Origin of the sequence: Aeromonas sp. ASNIH4 (assembly GCF_002934425.1) — a bacterium.
GTDB classification, from domain to species: domain Bacteria; phylum Pseudomonadota; class Gammaproteobacteria; order Enterobacterales; family Aeromonadaceae; genus Aeromonas; species Aeromonas hydrophila.
Genome location: NZ_CP026217.1, coordinates 4,870,315 through 4,885,649, shown reverse-complemented (window position 1 = coordinate 4,885,649; position 15,335 = coordinate 4,870,315). Strand labels below are relative to the sequence as shown.

Annotated in this window: 11 protein-coding genes and 2 pseudogenes; 2 read left to right on the top strand and 11 right to left on the bottom strand. The window is 52.5% G+C overall.

Annotation, left to right across the window (positions count from 1 at the left end; genetic code table 11):
* The first annotated feature begins 92 nt into the window (after nt 1-92).
* Nucleotides 93-608 carry a hypothetical protein gene (locus C2U40_RS22875; protein ID WP_103829068.1) on the top strand — a complete coding sequence of 172 codons (516 nt, stop codon included), beginning with the start codon at nt 93-95 and terminating at the stop codon, nt 606-608.
* On the opposite strand, the pseudogene C2U40_RS22870 reads toward C2U40_RS22875, so the two are convergent.
* Nucleotides 603-1,801: pseudogene (locus tag C2U40_RS22870) on the bottom strand (IS3 family transposase); the annotation flags it as partial. The gene C2U40_RS22875 and the pseudogene C2U40_RS22870 overlap by 6 nt on opposite strands.
* Nucleotides 1,802-2,006: 205 nt before the next feature.
* On the opposite strand from C2U40_RS22870, the gene C2U40_RS22865 reads away from it, so the two are divergent.
* Nucleotides 2,007-4,502: an AAA domain-containing protein gene (locus tag C2U40_RS22865; RefSeq protein ID WP_158656460.1), complete on the top strand. Its 2,496-nt coding sequence runs from the start codon at nt 2,007-2,009 to the stop codon at nt 4,500-4,502.
* A gap of 401 nt (nt 4,503-4,903) precedes the next feature.
* Here C2U40_RS22865 and C2U40_RS27070 read toward each other — a convergent pair whose 3' ends face one another.
* The 10 genes and pseudogenes from C2U40_RS27070 to C2U40_RS22825 all read right to left on the bottom strand — a co-directional run bounded on the left by C2U40_RS27070 (nt 4,904) and on the right by C2U40_RS22825 (nt 14,995).
* Nucleotides 4,904-5,140, bottom strand: a complete 237-nt coding sequence (locus C2U40_RS27070) for a DUF6527 family protein (protein WP_373887361.1) — start codon at nt 5,138-5,140, stop codon at nt 4,904-4,906.
* 105 nt (nt 5,141-5,245) lie between these two features.
* Nucleotides 5,246-6,616, bottom strand: a complete 1,371-nt coding sequence (locus C2U40_RS22855; protein ID WP_103829311.1) for a ThiF family adenylyltransferase — start codon at nt 6,614-6,616, stop codon at nt 5,246-5,248.
* Nucleotides 6,613-7,701 carry a multiubiquitin domain-containing protein gene (locus C2U40_RS22850; RefSeq protein ID WP_103829312.1) on the bottom strand — a complete coding sequence of 363 codons (1,089 nt, stop codon included), beginning with the start codon at nt 7,699-7,701 and terminating at the stop codon, nt 6,613-6,615. The genes C2U40_RS22855 and C2U40_RS22850 overlap by 4 nt, the downstream gene beginning before the upstream one ends.
* A gap of 541 nt (nt 7,702-8,242) precedes the next feature.
* Complete coding sequence (locus C2U40_RS22845) at nt 8,243-8,800, bottom strand: hypothetical protein (RefSeq protein WP_199773228.1); 558 nt, start codon at nt 8,798-8,800, stop codon at nt 8,243-8,245.
* A 75-nt stretch (nt 8,801-8,875) separates the two neighbouring features.
* Nucleotides 8,876-10,078: an ISL3-like element ISAeme19 family transposase gene (locus C2U40_RS22840; protein ID WP_081000878.1), complete on the bottom strand. Its 1,203-nt coding sequence runs from the start codon at nt 10,076-10,078 to the stop codon at nt 8,876-8,878.
* A 63-nt stretch (nt 10,079-10,141) separates the two neighbouring features.
* A complete protein-coding gene (locus tag C2U40_RS26315) occupies nt 10,142-10,807 on the bottom strand; it encodes a hypothetical protein (protein WP_146054422.1) in 666 nt (221 codons plus the stop codon).
* 91 nt (nt 10,808-10,898) lie between these two features.
* On the bottom strand, nt 10,899-11,654 hold the full coding sequence (gene istB, locus C2U40_RS22835) for an IS21-like element ISAs29 family helper ATPase IstB (protein WP_000194037.1): 756 nt from the start codon (nt 11,652-11,654) through the stop codon (nt 10,899-10,901).
* Nucleotides 11,655-11,668: 14 nt separating this feature from the next.
* Nucleotides 11,669-13,210: an IS21-like element ISAs29 family transposase gene (gene istA, locus C2U40_RS22830; RefSeq protein WP_103829338.1), complete on the bottom strand. Its 1,542-nt coding sequence runs from the start codon at nt 13,208-13,210 to the stop codon at nt 11,669-11,671.
* Nucleotides 13,211-13,386: 176 nt separating this feature from the next.
* Nucleotides 13,387-13,836 carry a hypothetical protein gene (locus tag C2U40_RS26310; RefSeq protein WP_146054395.1) on the bottom strand — a complete coding sequence of 150 codons (450 nt, stop codon included), beginning with the start codon at nt 13,834-13,836 and terminating at the stop codon, nt 13,387-13,389.
* A gap of 187 nt (nt 13,837-14,023) precedes the next feature.
* Nucleotides 14,024-14,995 (bottom strand): annotated as a pseudogene (locus C2U40_RS22825) (DUF6444 domain-containing protein).
* Nucleotides 14,996-15,335 lie beyond the last annotated feature (340 nt).

Sequence of the window (15,335 nt, the reverse complement as noted above, 5' to 3'; positions counted from 1 at the left end):
AGCGCATGAGTGGGATAATGAATAACGCATCAAACGGATGCTCCATTCCAGCCATCCGGCTTCATTATAAAGAACAACGAAGGTAGGATCTTATGTCCTTTCTGCACAATCTTACCGGCTATTTTCGCCAGTCATTAATCGATGCCGAGCGACTCAGCCCGGATGATCGCAATCTGTTGCCCGTGCTGGGCATCGAGAAAGTCGAAGATCCCTCCTCCGACTACCTAGCAATCGATACCCAAGTGTGGCTAAACGGGCGCATTTCCCCCGTACAGGCAAAACAGATCCTCGATGCCAAACAGCCTGTCGGCCAACCCCCACTGGAAGTGACCGAGCTGGTTTTGTTCCCCCGCGTCGATCTCCAGACCTCCCAGTTTGGAGAGACCAACAACCTTAAACGGCGAGTGCTGCTACCGGTTGGCGTGTTCGTCAGAGTGGTGGCTGACGGCACTCTCTTTCCTTCCAACAAGCGCCCCTGGATCCCGCGGGAGTGGCTAGCGCCTAACCAGAGTGCAACGGACCCCATCGGCGATTATGTCGATCTTGACGCCTTCCTGACTGGATTTGACCCCATAGGTCCAGACACTTTTTCCCGCTTAGGATTGTGATACCCGACTGCGCAGAAATTCCCGGGGTGAACGGTATCCCAAGGCGCTGTGCGGGTGGTGTTCGTTATAATGCTCAAACGCGATAGCCAAATTGCCTACCGCTGTTCGGCTATCCGGTTTTGGCATCATCTCGATATAGTCTCGCTTCATCGTCTTCACGAAGCTCTCCGCTATACCGTTACTCTGTGGGCTTCTCACCGCAGTAGTTCTGGGCTCCAACCCGATTTCTCGTGCAAACGCGCGGGTCTCATGGGCTCGATACGCCGAGCCATTATCAGTCAGCCACTCCACCGGTGATGCCGGCAACGAATCCCCAAAGCGACGTTCGACAGACCTCAGCATGACATCTTGCACAGTGTCACTGTCGTAACCCCCAGTACTGGCCGCCCAGTCCAACGCTTCCCTATCGCAGCAATCCATGGCGAACGTGACACGTAGTTTTTCACCGTTATCACAGCGAAACTCGAAGCCATCTGAGCACCACCGTCGATTGCTCTCCTTGACGGCAACACGCCCCTTATGTGCCTGCTGGGCCAATGGTGCAGCTGGTTTTCTTTCCAGCAGCAAGCCATGCTCGCGCATGACGCGATATACCCGCTTAGCGTTTACCACAGGTTGTTCTGTTGCCTCAGACTGACGCCGTAACAGCGCCCAGACCCGGCGATAGCCATAGGAGGGAAGCTCTGCCATCGCCTCCATGATACGGCCAAGTAAGGCTGCATCATCACGCTGGCGATGATGACGACCATCTTGCCAACCCGGTTTTCGATGAACACGAACGGATAGCTGCGCACGCGATACATTAAGAGCCTGGCTCACAGCACTTAATCGTCGTCCCCCGGCAACAAGGGCGCATGCGCAATCCATTTTTTTGCTCGACCATACTCCACGGCTTCTTTGAGGATCTCGTTCTCCATGGTCTTCTTCCCGAGCAGACGTTGTAGCTCTCGGATCTGCTTGATGGCAGCAGCCAACTCGGAAGCAGGAACAACATCCTCACCGGCGGTGATCGCCGTGAGAGACCCTTCTTGGAATTGCTTACGCCATTTGAAAAGCTGGTTTGCGTTGACGTCGTGCAAGCGAGCAACATGAGAGACGGTCATCCCGGGCTCAAAGGTCTGCTGCACGATGGCGATCTTTTCTTGTGGAGTCCGGCGTCGACGGCGCTCGGCCCCTGTTAACACTTCGACCATCTTCTCGTTGTGACTAGTACTGAACATAGCTCCAAGACTACCTCTTAAGTTAAGAGGGGCGAAGTGTCTGGATCTTCAAGGGGCCAATCTACTGACCCACAACCCCTACGAGGGGATAGTAGAGTGGCAGCAACTCGTAGCTTACTGCTGCCATATGTTGGCAGCAGTAGTGGGCTATCCACTCTCATCAAATGCCGAGAACAGCATGCAAGCCGCTCCCCCACTGCATGCCATGCCCATTCATCCAGACTTCGAGATGAGCGAGCAAAGCCTGCTACAACTCGAACCCAACGTGGTGGGGGCAAAAGCCAACATTTTGAAGGTACTCAACAACCTGCGCGATAGCGGCCAGTACCCACCGCTCTACCAGCGGTTTTGTGCCGAGCAATCCCCTACGCTAACACCCCATCAAGATCTGCAGCATCAGAACACAGGAGCCAAGGGGCATCTTGGCCAGATGACAGGGGAGTTCCCTCTGTCACCCAAACAACGCAATGCCCTGCACCATTTCCTTGCACAGCAACACGGTGAGATCCTAGCCGTTAACGGCCCTCCCGGCACAGGCAAGACAACCCTGCTTCGCTCAGTGGTAGCTAATCTATGGAGTGAGGCGGCGCTGGCTCAGGGAGAGCCGCCACTGATTGTTGCGGCCTCGAACAACAACCAAGCGGTCACCAATATTCTAGAAAGCTTTGCCAAGGTCGATGAAGAGGGTTTGACAGAGAGCCTAAAAGGGCGCTGGCTCCCCGAAATCGACAGCTATGGCCTCTACTGCTGTTCCAGCGGCAAGGTGAATGTTCACAATTCCTACATGTACCTAGGGCCAAAAGGCGAAGGTTGCATGGAAAGCTGGCATACGCGGGAGTATCTGGATAGAGCCAAAGAGCATTTTTTAACCTGTGCCAGCCAGTGGCTCAATGGCCAGGCTGTCGCGGTCAGCAAAGTGCAAGAGCAATTACATCGAGCGCTGTTGCAGACCAGGCAGGCAATTGAAATAGGGATCTCTCTGCTGGAACAGGTGCAGAGTAACGCTCACGAGATCGACCTCCGCCATGGAGGCCTGGACTCACTGCATGAGCAAATAACAGAAGCCATGCAAAGACATGACTATGCCAAGGCGCACTACAGCCGAACCAAATCGCAACTCGACGAAATGTATAGCTTGTGGGAACGGCGCTCAGTTTGGTCCCGTTTATTGATGTGGCTACCTCCGCTCAAGCGGCATGAGCAGCGCAAGAGCGCACGTTTGCTCAATAGCTGGGAACTGTTTCAGAACGATCATTCCGACTACGCAGTCGAGACATTGCTCAATCAGCGAATTCAGCAGGCACACCGGGAACGGCAACAGTCGGAAGAACTTCTCAACCAGCTACAGCAGGTGGTAGCCGGTTACCAGGAAGCAACTCTGGACCTAACCAACTGGATTGAGATAAACCGACCAGCCCGGCTGTTCTCGTGCTCACTGGAAGATCAAGTGCATGAAGTGAACGATCGCTCGCTTCGTTTCACGCTCTTCAAGCTAGCGACTCACTACTGGGAAGCACGCTGGCTAACGGAGTTTGAAGGTTTCCTCAGCAGAGGTGACAAAGATAAAAAATCTCCCTGGAAGCTAAGACGAAAATTGCGCCGACTTGCTAAGCTAACACCATGTTTTGTATCGACATTTTACATGATTCCGTCGACCTTTATGGCCTATGAGATGCGCGATAACTGTTGGCGAGATATCCCGCTGTTCGATGAGATCGATCTGTTGATTGTCGATGAAGCTGGTCAAGCCGTCCCCGATGTTGCCGCAGCCAGCTTTGCACTGGCTAAACGGGCGTTGATTGTGGGGGATACGGATCAGATCGAGCCAGTCTGGAGCATTCCCGCCTATGTTGATCGCGCCAACCTAGAGTTATATGGGCTACTCAACGAGCAGTACGACTACGATGACTTCTGGCATCAAAGCGGTTTGTTGGCCAGCAGTGGGTCGGTCATGGGTGTAGCGCAACGGCAGTGTCACTATCACCAATTTGCCCCCCTGCAGCGCGGTCTCTATCTGACCGAACATAGGCGCTGCTACGACCCAATTGTCGGCTACTGCAACACCATGGTCTATGAAGGCGTTCTCGAACCACTGCGCGGCTTCCCCAAGCAACCCGTGCCATGGGGTACCTTTTCCATGGTAGAAACGGCTTCTCCATCACGCTCTTATGGCGGTAGTCGTGGCAATCCGGGAGAAGCTGACCATATCGCCGAGTGGCTCAATGCAGAACGAAGCAAAATCCTCGACTATGCACGCCAACAAAACCCTAAGTGGTCCGATAAGGACGATGATGAGGTGCTGAAACTGGCTGTTGGCATCATAACTCCCTTTAGCAAACAAGCTCGTTTGATCCGGCAAGCACTGGGAAAAGTGGGGATATACGGCCTAACTGTCGGTACAGTACATAGCTTGCAAGGAGATGAACGTACCCTGGTACTGTTCTCCAGCGTCTATGGTGAAAATGACATCAGTGCCGGCAAGTTCTACGACATGAACCATAACATGCTGAACGTTGCAGTCTCTCGCGCCAAAGACAGCTTCATAGTGTTTGGCCACCCACATGTGTTTGGCGCGACAGCTCCTGGTTCCCCCTCCGGTCTGCTCAGAAAACAGATTGACACCCTCCATCGCCAGCGTGACCTTGCTACCGGCGCAACAGAAGAGGTGTGCTAATTGGCCCAGACACGCCTTAAGCAAAAGGCCACTCATGTAGTGGCCTAGTCATCTCGGTCATCTGGATACTCCGGCTGCAGCTGGCCACAGAAATTTTACTGAAGTCATAGAGACAGAGGCATTGCGAAACCGAGTATCCGGATTTAGTTGACCATTACACAGTGAGGACGAGTAAGCCCTAGGTCCCCCTTTAGTATCAATGCTGTCTCAATGGCCTGCTCATCCATCCAGATGCTCAATGAACCTCGCAGCACTAGGAGTTAACTTTTCTGTTCCCAGTTCCTGACTGAATTAACCTTTCTGATGCTCTCGTAGGCGGTTTTACTCACTACCGAGGTTACAGATAGTTCACTGACGACCTGAGCAACAGAGCCTATCACCAGCTCAATCTGACCCAAGAGTTATACCCAGTAAATTTTCCCATTCCTCAGCCAAAAATGAGATTTACAACCACTATTTAGCCATACAGAAGGGTGTAACGTCGGCAAACCATCATCACTAACGCTGTAGTCCCAGCGTGGCTTTGCTTCTTCAATTATTAGTAGCTCGATTTTTCGGCCACACCCACAAGGACATCTGAACCCAATACACCAATCCTCCTCTCCATCTCTTGCGAGAATAATTGAACGTATAGGCATATTTTTGGGCAACGAATCTCCTTCAATGACGATTAAGCGTCGAGGAGGGAGCAGTGGTTCTGCCTTCCGTAAGAAATAGTTAAATATCCTCTTGAAAATTGACATCTACATCATCTCCAGATTAGGCAAGCCAAGAAGGGGCTCCTTACCACCTTCGGCAAGACGAGGATTTGCAGCCTTGGAGAACGAACTCTCATCAAGATAATCCTCTTCCGCCTCAGTGAGACTGAAAATGGTTCTGGCAAACTGCTTGTTGGGGTACTCACGGAAAGGGAAGCTCCTAGCGATGAACTCTGAGACACAGGCGGATGCAGCTCGCATGTTAAGAGTAATTACCGATGGAGCTTCATCCAATACCCCTGTTATGTATCCACGAGCCAATTGGTCCTCGTAGTTTTCAGGCATTGATTGACGCATGTGCTCTTGGTACAACAGTGTGGGGGTGTAGACACCACGATCTGCCAAAGTAGAGCCACCTGGTTTGACATAGTCGATTCGCCCGGTCACATCAGTGATCTTCCTGCCGTCTTCTGGATCAACATGAGTAGGGATTTTCACCCCCACATCAAGTAATGGAATCAAAAAAGCTGAAGCGATGAGATCCGCGATCATGCGGGCTTGGTAGGTATCGACACAGCAGAAGATCACGTCTGCATTTGCAGCGGCAAGGATGGCATCCCGCGAGCAGATAGTCCTGTGAAAAGGCCTAGCTATATCCTCTCCTCTGATGCGCTGAATCGCCTCTGCGAACATCTCCACCTTCGAACGGCCTGCTTGAGCATCTTCGAGTGTTGAGTTCAGGATTCGGTTCAGGTTTTTCTTCTCCAGATGGTCATGATCGAATAGCAGTATCTCTCCAAAGCCTAGCCTAGCCACTTGCTCAGCCACAATCGAACCAGTTCCGGAAACACCTATGACAGCTACAGTAAGGCGCTTGAAGGTGTCCGTCATTCCAGAGGTGAACGCCATAGTTGGCACTTTGGTATTGGCCCACCAGTAGTGGATGTCGTCGCCAGCGACAGTTACCAGCTCCACGGGTTCGCAGTGATTACCATCGCGGTAAATACGTGCACACATCTCACCACTCGAGACCATTAATGCCGAACCGTGAATAGTGCTGACTCCTTGAAACAGCGATGGCATGGTCTGGGCATCGCTTTCATCGTCGATGTCAGAGAATTCCAGAAAACCAGCAGGATGCGAGTGCACAAGGAAAATTGACATTGATGTCGCATCAGCTTCATCGATAGCTTTTTCTAAGTAGCTGCCAGGCCAAGAAATGGAATCGACGGACCGCGACTTACACTCGTCGTATGGTATGGGAATCAGTTCTTTAACCAGGAATTTCTGGCGTGTGCCGTTATTGCGGTTGCAGAGCAGGATTGCAGCAGCCTCCTTGCCATCGCCTGGGAACAGGTGTTCCCAGAGCGAGGTATGGATTTCTTGCGTCAACACCAGACGAGAGCCCGTGCTCATTGACCCACCTCCTTCAGAAGGCAGCCATCGGCCATAGCAAGTTGTGAGACGATTGTGTCCGTCGCAGGGTTCCACGGACGATGTCGTGACCAGCCTTGGAACGTAACTCCATCGACCACCCCCCTAATTTGCGTAGCGGGAATTTCAGTGCCATTGGCCAGCAGCAGCAGCGGATACACATAGAACATATCCAACATGCTCATGGGGTAGCCAGAGGTGATCAAGAGTGCCAATTTCACTTTCTGATGGTTGTATCCAGCAGGCAGATCGTAGTCGTGGATGACCAACCAGTTGGAGCTCTCACTCACGCAGGTCTCCCAGCGGTAGTCCATGTTATTGAGGTACAGCTCATCACTAGGCAACAGGTTAAACTCGCGGCGAAGTACCGGAGACACCTCGCCATTGTTTACATCACGCGGAGTGAGGCGCAGCTTCTCGATGCCGGGGGTGCGTAGATCGATGACATCATCAATGCCCTTCTCGACCTTCGGTTTCCCTGCGACTTTGAAGAAGATATACCATGCTTGGTCTGGGTTCAGACCTGCGCGGATGACCGCATCGCGGATCACGATTGTCGGGGTATCAAAGTTGTATACCTTACCCTGCACATTCAACTTCCATGTGGTTTTACGGCTGATGAAGTGCTCAATACCGGTTTCATCCAAGTTGATGAACTCATCGTTTTGGATTTCGAGGTCAGCCTCATCTTCACGTTCCAGAAGCAGCGTCTTATCCTCACCGATACCACCCAGTTCGCGAACAACATACCCAGTTATGTGGCGGCACGGCCACTCCAAACGGGCACCATCAACGGTGAACCGATAAGTGCGGTCGGATTCGACCACGATGAAACGGCAAATTTCATCCCCAAGGTTCACGACCTCGTCAGGGCGGATATCCTCAAGAGATCCGTTCGAGATTGATTGCAGTACAACCGGGAGTTGATCGGGTTTAAACCCAGCTGCGGCTGCAATTTGTGCCCCAGTTGGTGTGCTGTCGTTCATTGTTACCGGTCGGTAAACAAGGGTTTGGTCTGCCACTTCAATGATGCGGTGACGGAGTTGCTGCGGTTGATTATCTTGCATTTGAAATATCCCCAGTACGTTGCCGTACTTGTATGGTTCAGGTAAACGCTCTAAAGGAGCCTATTGGTAACCGCCAAAGAAACCCCATACATCAGCACTTGACTGATGGGCAACACACGAAGATAATTCATTTGCTTTTGATTCTTCGCGGCCAAGCGCTATTGCCATAGCGCTTATGGTTTTTCTTCAACGATTCGATCGTTGAAATGTTTGTATTATCTATAATCTCTCCTTTATTTGGTGCGCTTACCCGAAGTGCACTTGGCTTCTTACAGTTCAACTATTCTCTTTTCGACTGCTCTTGCTTAGAGCTCCTCCTTTTTGCATCCCAGACCATCCCGCAATGGCTGTTTTCGTATGGGGCTCTCCATGCTTCTTTGAGATTAACCTTCACTCCCAAAGCCACGATTTCACTCCTCACAGCTACGTTTTTCTCGATGCCAACCACACCGTTTAAATAAAGCTGTTTAACCAGAACCCTTAAAAAAGGACCACCTGCAAACAGTGTAGATCCTTTTTCTGGTTAATGGAAGCCATTTAATCAGATTTTTCCGATCACCTTGTAAACGAACTCCTTCCCGCCACTATCGGCTGACTCTTCGGAACGGAGCAAGAAGCCATCGTCAGCGAGGCGCTTAAGCCGAGTGCTAGCGTTCTGAACACTGATATCTAAAGCTGATGCTGCTTTTGCAGTGGTAGTTTCACGATGCTCAACAACAAAATCCAAAAGAGCCTTACTAGAGGCGGATGGCTCGGGGCCTACAAATCTGCATTCATGACCTACCCAACAGGTTAGGCTTTGATCACCGGAAATTGCAGCACCGTGTAAGTTGGAAAGTAGATCTTCATCAGTAATATCAAAAACATAAAACGCAATCTGCTTACTATATCGTTTAACGGTATAGATAATGCTTTCTCGGAAAAAAGAAACATCAGCAGCTTCAATGTCAGCAAGGGATATACCGACAACTGAAGCGCCGTGGAGTACATCTATGTCCCTGACAAGCAACCCATGAGCCTTACGACCCCGACTAGTGCCATAGGGGTTAGATTCATCGGCATACTGACGAAGGTTTAAAGTGTAGTTTTTCTGTTTCATATCTCGAGTTTAACCAGACCCTATTCGGCTGTCAAAAAGAACTCAAAAACGATATGAGTTCCCATGATTTTAGGTTCATCGCGGCTTTCCGGGGAAGGCCGCCTTGATTTTCAGAAAAAAGTATTCTGAGTCCCTAAATCCATATGCCATACGCTTTATCACTTTGATCTTGTTGTTCACCCCTTCCAGCACACTCGTGTGCATCGGGTAGTTTGCACTCGCCAGGATCCCCCGCATATATTTCGATAAATTTCGACCAAATCGTTGCAGCGGCGCTAGCCCGCTTTCCTTCACCTGCCGCATCCAGCTCCGCCATCGTCGCCATCCTTCCCACACGCTCGGCGCATACCAGATGCCCTTCAACCCCTCTTTCAGCACGTACACCATCGCCAGCGGTTGATTCGCCGCCAACAGCTCCTGCAACTTCACATCCTGTTTTTCACTCAACTTCGCCCGATTACGTAGCAGCAACCAACGCGCACTTTTGACCACTTTTCGCGCCGGTTTATCGCTTTTCAGTGCATTCGCCTGCTCCACTCGCACCCGGTCCACCACCTCTCGGCCATAGCGAGCCACCACGTGGAACAGGTCGTAGACCACCTCCGCCTGCGGGCAGTGTTGCTTCACCTCCAGGTCGAACGCCGTGTTCATGTCCATCGCCACCGCTTCAATCTGCTGGCATCGCTCGCCGAGCTGCTCGAAGAAGGGACGGATAGCGGCCCGGCTGTTGCCGTGCCCCACCCACAGGACGCGGGTTCGCTCGGCATCCATGATCACGGTGGCATAGCGGTGTCCCTTGTGCAGGGCAAACTCATCCATCACCAGCCGCCGCACCTCCCCAAGTTCGATGGTGCCCACACTGGTCTGCAAACGGCGCTTGTCGATCTCCTTGATGGTGTGCCAACCGACCCCGGTGAGCTGGCTGACATGGCGGATGGGGAGGTACTGAACGAGCGCTTCAATCCAGCACTGCATGCGCCGGGTGAGGCGGGAGCCAGAGGGGAGCCAGTCGATATGTTCACTGACGCGACCACAGCGCAGACAGTCGACGCGGCGAACAGGCAGTTGTAACCAGACTTGTCGGTCAAATAGGTCTCGCTCACGCACCCGGCGGATACGTTGGTCGTGGATCAATGGCGTGGGTTGCAGGCATCGGCGACAACGGGGCAAGAAGTCGGCGCGAGGCTCAAGGGTAAACAGGGTGTGATGGTTGGCAGAAAGCGCTTGGGCGATGACGGTATAACCTGGCCAGAAGGAGGCAATATCAATATGATGCACGGCGACAGCAGGGTGATGGTGGTGGTGTGTTTGGAGACAGCCAGTTTACCAGCACCCTGTCTGTCAACTTCCACTTCCCCAAGATCCCGCGAAGAACCTGATTTTAGGGAGTTTCGTAACCCAACTCTTATCATGAAGACTCCCATTCTTGTACTTCATATATACAACAAAATTTTCTTGTCGGATTGTAACTTTTGCATCTAATGTGGCTGCTTCCCCGTGGCTAGTATGGAGGCCAGCACCACGTCCCTTACCTAACCGACTTAGACCTCTATGCTCCATCGCATGAATGATAAGCTGAGGGTCAGTGTCCGGTTCGGCGGTCGGGAATCGTACTGCGATGTCGGGAAAGTGTGTATCCAACACTGGGCGTAACGAGGCACAAATACCTATACCACCATCAGAAATGACAACGATTACAGATCTTCCTTTCTTTTTGCTATACACCTGAAGGCCAGCAAAACCTGGGATCTTTGTTTCTGAGTGGTCTTCAACATTACTGACCATCTCGGCCACGAGCGTGAATAATTTGGTTGAATGCTCGGGACCAAACTTATCCACAAAGCTTTGTTTAATGCGCGACGGCACATTATCTTCAGGGCATATTTCCAACAGTTCTACTAATGAAAGGTTGTTTGCCTTGTAGAGCTCAGAATCTGAATTTGGTGGCCTTGTCGGCAGTACTTCTACAGCCTCATCAAGTCGAGCAAAGAAGCAAGCACGACTCAAGTATGAGACGGTGCGTATTCCGGCGAAGTTGAACAGCCATTCCGGCCAACGTGAACACCCTGATCCTTAACGCGCTCACGTCACCCCGTTTCTAACTCGAGTGTTCAGATTGGGTCAACTCACTTCTCCTCTTTCTCATCGATTCTCCCTTCAGTGACAGCCGGTGAGCGTTGTGCATCAGCCGGTCCAGGATCGCATCTGCCAGAGTGTTGTCCCCCAAGCTCGCGTACCACTCTTCCGTTGGCAGCTGACTGACCACGACCGTCGAGTATTTCCCGTACCGATCATCCATGATCTCCAGCAGGGCGTTGCGCTGCTCGGCATTCACCGCTTCCAGTCCCCAGTCATCCAGGATCAGCAGCTCTATCCTTGCCAGTTGACCCAGCAGTCTGGCGTAACTGCCATCTACCTTGGCCTGGCTCAGCTCAAGTAGCAGACGCGGCAGCCGGTAGTAACGAGTGCTGTGCCCCTGCTGACAGGCTTGGTAGCCCAGCGCACAGGCTAGGTAGGTTTTTCCGCAGCCACAGGGGCCGGTAATGAGCAGGTTCTGGCCCCGGCGCAGCCACTCTCCTTGGGCCAGGTTTGCCACCTGTGACCGCTCCAGGTTGCGTGCAGACTGGTAGTCCACCTCTTGCACCGTGGCCTGGAGTTTGAGCCTCGCCTGCTTGACCAGCCGAGCTTGTTTACGCTGCTCCCGGCTCAGTTGTTCGTGTTCGACCAGCAGGCTTAGCCGCTCGATGAAGGGCAGCCCTTCGTAGGTACTTGCCTGTTCCAGTTGTTGTTGCACGGCATCCGCCATGCCAGTCAGTTTCAGGTGTCTCAAGCGGGTCAGCGTTTGTTGGGTCATGGGACGTATCCTCTCTAGTGGAAGCTCTGGGGGCCGCGGATGTTCTCGTGCTCTTGCGGCAGTTCTGGATAACTGAGCGGACTTGCGGGCAGTTGGTCGCGGCCACTGGTCAGCACCGGCTTGAGCTGCTTGAGCCGCACCAGTCCTTCCCGGTTGGCCAGCTGGCAACAGGCTTCGACTCGTGATGGCGGATACTCCCGGCTAAGACTCAGCAGTCCCAGGCAGAGTCGGTATGCCTGCTCGGCATGGGCTTTCTCTGCCAGCCGTTCGCTAACCCAGCACAAGGTGCCCGGTCCGATGTCGGCAGCCCACTGCTTAAGACGCCCTGGCGTCCAGCGTTGCTGCTTGCTGTGACGTTCCGGCATGTGCTCAGGGAGTGTGCTCATTCCCGGGATGGTTTTACGCGGATGGCTCGCGACCAGCTGTTGCTGGTGATAAACCTGAAGCAGGGTATCGCCCGCATGGAGCTCCAGTTGCTGACCCACATACTGGTGCGGCACCGAGTAATGGTGCTGCTCATAGCTGACGTGATAGTCGATGTTGACCTTGACCGTTTTGATGGCGACATAGCGATAGGGATGCACCGGTAGTGACCCCAGTGCCGGGCGGTCCAACTGCTCAAATGCGTCACGTCGGTTACCGGGCAGTTGCTTGAACGGGCGCTCGTTGAGCTCATTTAACAAAGCCCGGATGCACTGGTTGAGCTCGGCAAGCGAGAAGAAGGTCTGATGGCGTAGACGGGCCAGGATCCAGCGCTCGACGATCTGCACACCCACCTCGGCCTTGGCTTTGTCCTTGGGCTTGTAAGGACGAGCTGGCATCACCGCCACCTGATAATGCTCGGCCAACTGCTGGTAGCTGGGGTTGAGCTCGGGATCGTATCGGCAAGCCTTGCTGACACCGCTCTTGAGGTTGTCGGGGATCAGTAGTGCCGGTGTACCACCGAAAAACTCAAAGGCACGGACATGGCTTTGCAGCCAGTCCGGCAGTGACTGGGACCAGGTGGCCTCGGCAAAGGTGTAGTTGGACGCACCAAGCACGGCGACAAAGATCTGGGCCTGACGGACCTCACCCGTAGTCGGCGAGACGATGGGCACCGTGGGCCCGCAGTAGTCGATAAAGAGCTTTTCCCCCGCCTTATGGATCTGGCGCATGGAGCGCTTTTGCAACTGACACCAGGACTTGTAACGGTCACAGAACTGGGAGTAGCTGTAACAGCTATTGGGATAGCGCTGGGTGTACTCCTCCCAGAGCAGCTGTTTGGAGACCCCCTTGCGCTTGAGCTCCTGATGGACAGAGGGCCAATCCGGTACAACATGGCGGGCCGAGATGGTGGTATCGGCCTGCGGATAGAACAGGGCCGCCAGTTGGCCATCATCAAGCTCGATAGGTAAAGGCCAGGTCAGGCCGAGCGTCTGGGCACTTTTGAGGAGTTTCTGGATGGAGCCAACGCTGACCTTGGTGCAGCAACTTATCTGGCGAACAGAGAGGTCAGCTTCCAGCCGCAGTCGCAGCACTTCACGAATTTTACGCATTGCAATCCTCTTGGCAGACATAGGCTCTTCCCTGGCAAAAGGGAGAGCGTATCAAAGGTTGTTAAATCAATGCGTTAAGGATGATTCTGGTGAATGTGAACAGTGATTCCGGGATGTTGAACACTGTTTCCGGAAAGGAGGTGCAAAGTGTTCAGGTTGAACCGGAATGAGCGTTCACGTTGGTCCGGAAATGGTGTTCACGTTGAACCAGAATCGGTGTTCATGATCGGCCGGAATATGCAGACGGTTGAATTATTGTTAGTGAAATCGATCACAACCCTCTTTCCAGCCATAACCAATTGATTTGAAAGAGAAAGGATTCTTGCTGCTGCACATAACAAAACGGGTTGATCATCCGTAATTTTGATGAGCACTTCACTGCAATTCGAGTCAAGTGGCGAGCCTTTGTTATCTAAAGCTCGTTCAAAATGCTCCTGTGTAACCCAGCGTCTTTCCGAGATTAATTCAAGTTCAAAACTAGCGCTTTCCTGCAAAGACCAATGGAAGGTCTCATCTTGTAAAAAAATGTCGGGGTTTTTGTGCAAAACTTGATTTATTGATTTACGAGAAACACCTAAGTCACGGGCTATATCACTTGCCTTGAGGCTTGGCTGCACCTTGAGTAGTTTTATAATTCTTTTCAGCATATCCAGCTCAAAGCAGAGAGAACAACGGGTTATCTATCATTGAAAAGTAACTTTCCTAACAATGTTACAGCACGTACAGCGTAATGAGTGAGGCCATAGTAAACCAGAACTTCACACTTAAAGCATCAACCATACCAATCCAAAAAGATTCTGCGGCAGCCTGATCGAGTTGGTCAGTGGCAACCGTTCACCGGGACGGTGTTGACAACACCAATTCCTCCGACAGCGAGTAGTCCGCTTTCTCGATGCACGAGGTCACCACTGCCCTCAGCCACTCCAACGGACTACGTTCTAGTCGCTTCACTGTCTCTACCAACGGCAAGATACTTTGGTGAACCTCATAGCTCCCCTTGCGCCACAGCACCTCATCGTCCTTGAGCAGCCATGGGCTAATCCAAGCAGGCATTCCGACAACCACTTTGCGACATCATGACCACGACCGGGCTCAGAGCAAACCACATCCAGAGCCGCTCACCGCCGCGCTGATACCGGGTTTCGTCGGCGTTAACACAGGCGGCAGACTGCACGTGCTGTTTGATGGACTGGTAGGTCGGTGTCAGCATGGCGCTGACCAGCTCTTTCGACTCACCAAAAGAGCCTCACATGAAGCCACGCTCAAAATGCTGCTGGATCTTGCAGATGCCCTAGTGAAACTGGCCACTTTGCAGGGCGATTCAGCTCAGCAGATTGGCGCCCATCTGAGTTTGGCTCACGGTATCAAACAACTGCGCCTGACTGGTCTCAATGCAGCCATGACAGGTGCCGAGAAACTGCTGATGCTCTGTCACCCGATAGCTGACCTTGGGCAAATCAAAGACCTAATGAACCCGGTAGGGCTAGTCATGGACCATGACCTTGTCGCCACAGTAGGCGTACTGCCTAGCCGGGTAATGCGCCACTGCGGTCAGCCAGTCATCCGCGTGATGATATGTCGACGCCCTTTGTGACCCGCTTGGGCGCCCCATCTTCTGCCAGAGGTGGGCCGTTTTTGCGGTGATGGAAGAGCTCCTAGCCCATCACTGTAGGGGGACTTGGAGGAGTTACTACTGTTCTGGTTAAGGCAGTCTTCAATCTCGGCGACGTGTTGCAGTTGCTTGTGGATCAACTCAATTATCTGCGGCAATACGGCCAGAGGGGCTGAATTAGCTAATGCCCTGATAGTGCCAAGCGAGCGGGAGCAAGCAAAGAGCACCAGCGGATCAACGGACGATCATCTCATTTTTACTGTCAACGCATCTCGGTGAACAGTTACGGTCAGTGCACGTGTATACCTCCAGCACATAGCTGTATCAATAACCGAGGCCAATAACTGATAGCCGAGGCAATCATGCTCAATCAAGCAAGGGAGAGCAGAGGCTGCTTAAAAAGAGGTTTCCGCGACAATTACTTTGACCATGCCCATTGCGAGCGAACACTTGAAGAGCCCTAAGGCAACTGCATATGTTTTACGAAATAGAACCCCAAAATTCCAGATAGATAGGAACCCACCCCCATCAATT

Coding starts and splice junctions, on each gene's coding strand:
- C2U40_RS22845 (WP_199773228.1), bottom strand. CDS start 8,800: ATGAAACAGAAAAACTACACTTTAAACCTTCGTCAGTATGCCGATGAA.
- istA (WP_103829338.1), bottom strand. CDS start 13,210: ATGTCTGCCAAGAGGATTGCAATGCGTAAAATTCGTGAAGTGCTGCGA.
- istB (WP_000194037.1), bottom strand. CDS start 11,654: ATGACCCAACAAACGCTGACCCGCTTGAGACACCTGAAACTGACTGGC.
- C2U40_RS26310 (WP_146054395.1), bottom strand. CDS start 13,836: ATGCTGAAAAGAATTATAAAACTACTCAAGGTGCAGCCAAGCCTCAAG.
- C2U40_RS22855 (WP_103829311.1), bottom strand. CDS start 6,616: ATGAGCACGGGCTCTCGTCTGGTGTTGACGCAAGAAATCCATACCTCG.
- C2U40_RS27070 (WP_373887361.1), bottom strand. CDS start 5,140: ATGCCTATACGTTCAATTATTCTCGCAAGAGATGGAGAGGAGGATTGG.
- C2U40_RS22865 (WP_158656460.1), top strand. CDS start 2,007: ATGCAAGCCGCTCCCCCACTGCATGCCATGCCCATTCATCCAGACTTC.
- C2U40_RS22875 (WP_103829068.1), top strand. CDS start 93: ATGTCCTTTCTGCACAATCTTACCGGCTATTTTCGCCAGTCATTAATC.
- C2U40_RS22850 (WP_103829312.1), bottom strand. CDS start 7,701: ATGCAAGATAATCAACCGCAGCAACTCCGTCACCGCATCATTGAAGTG.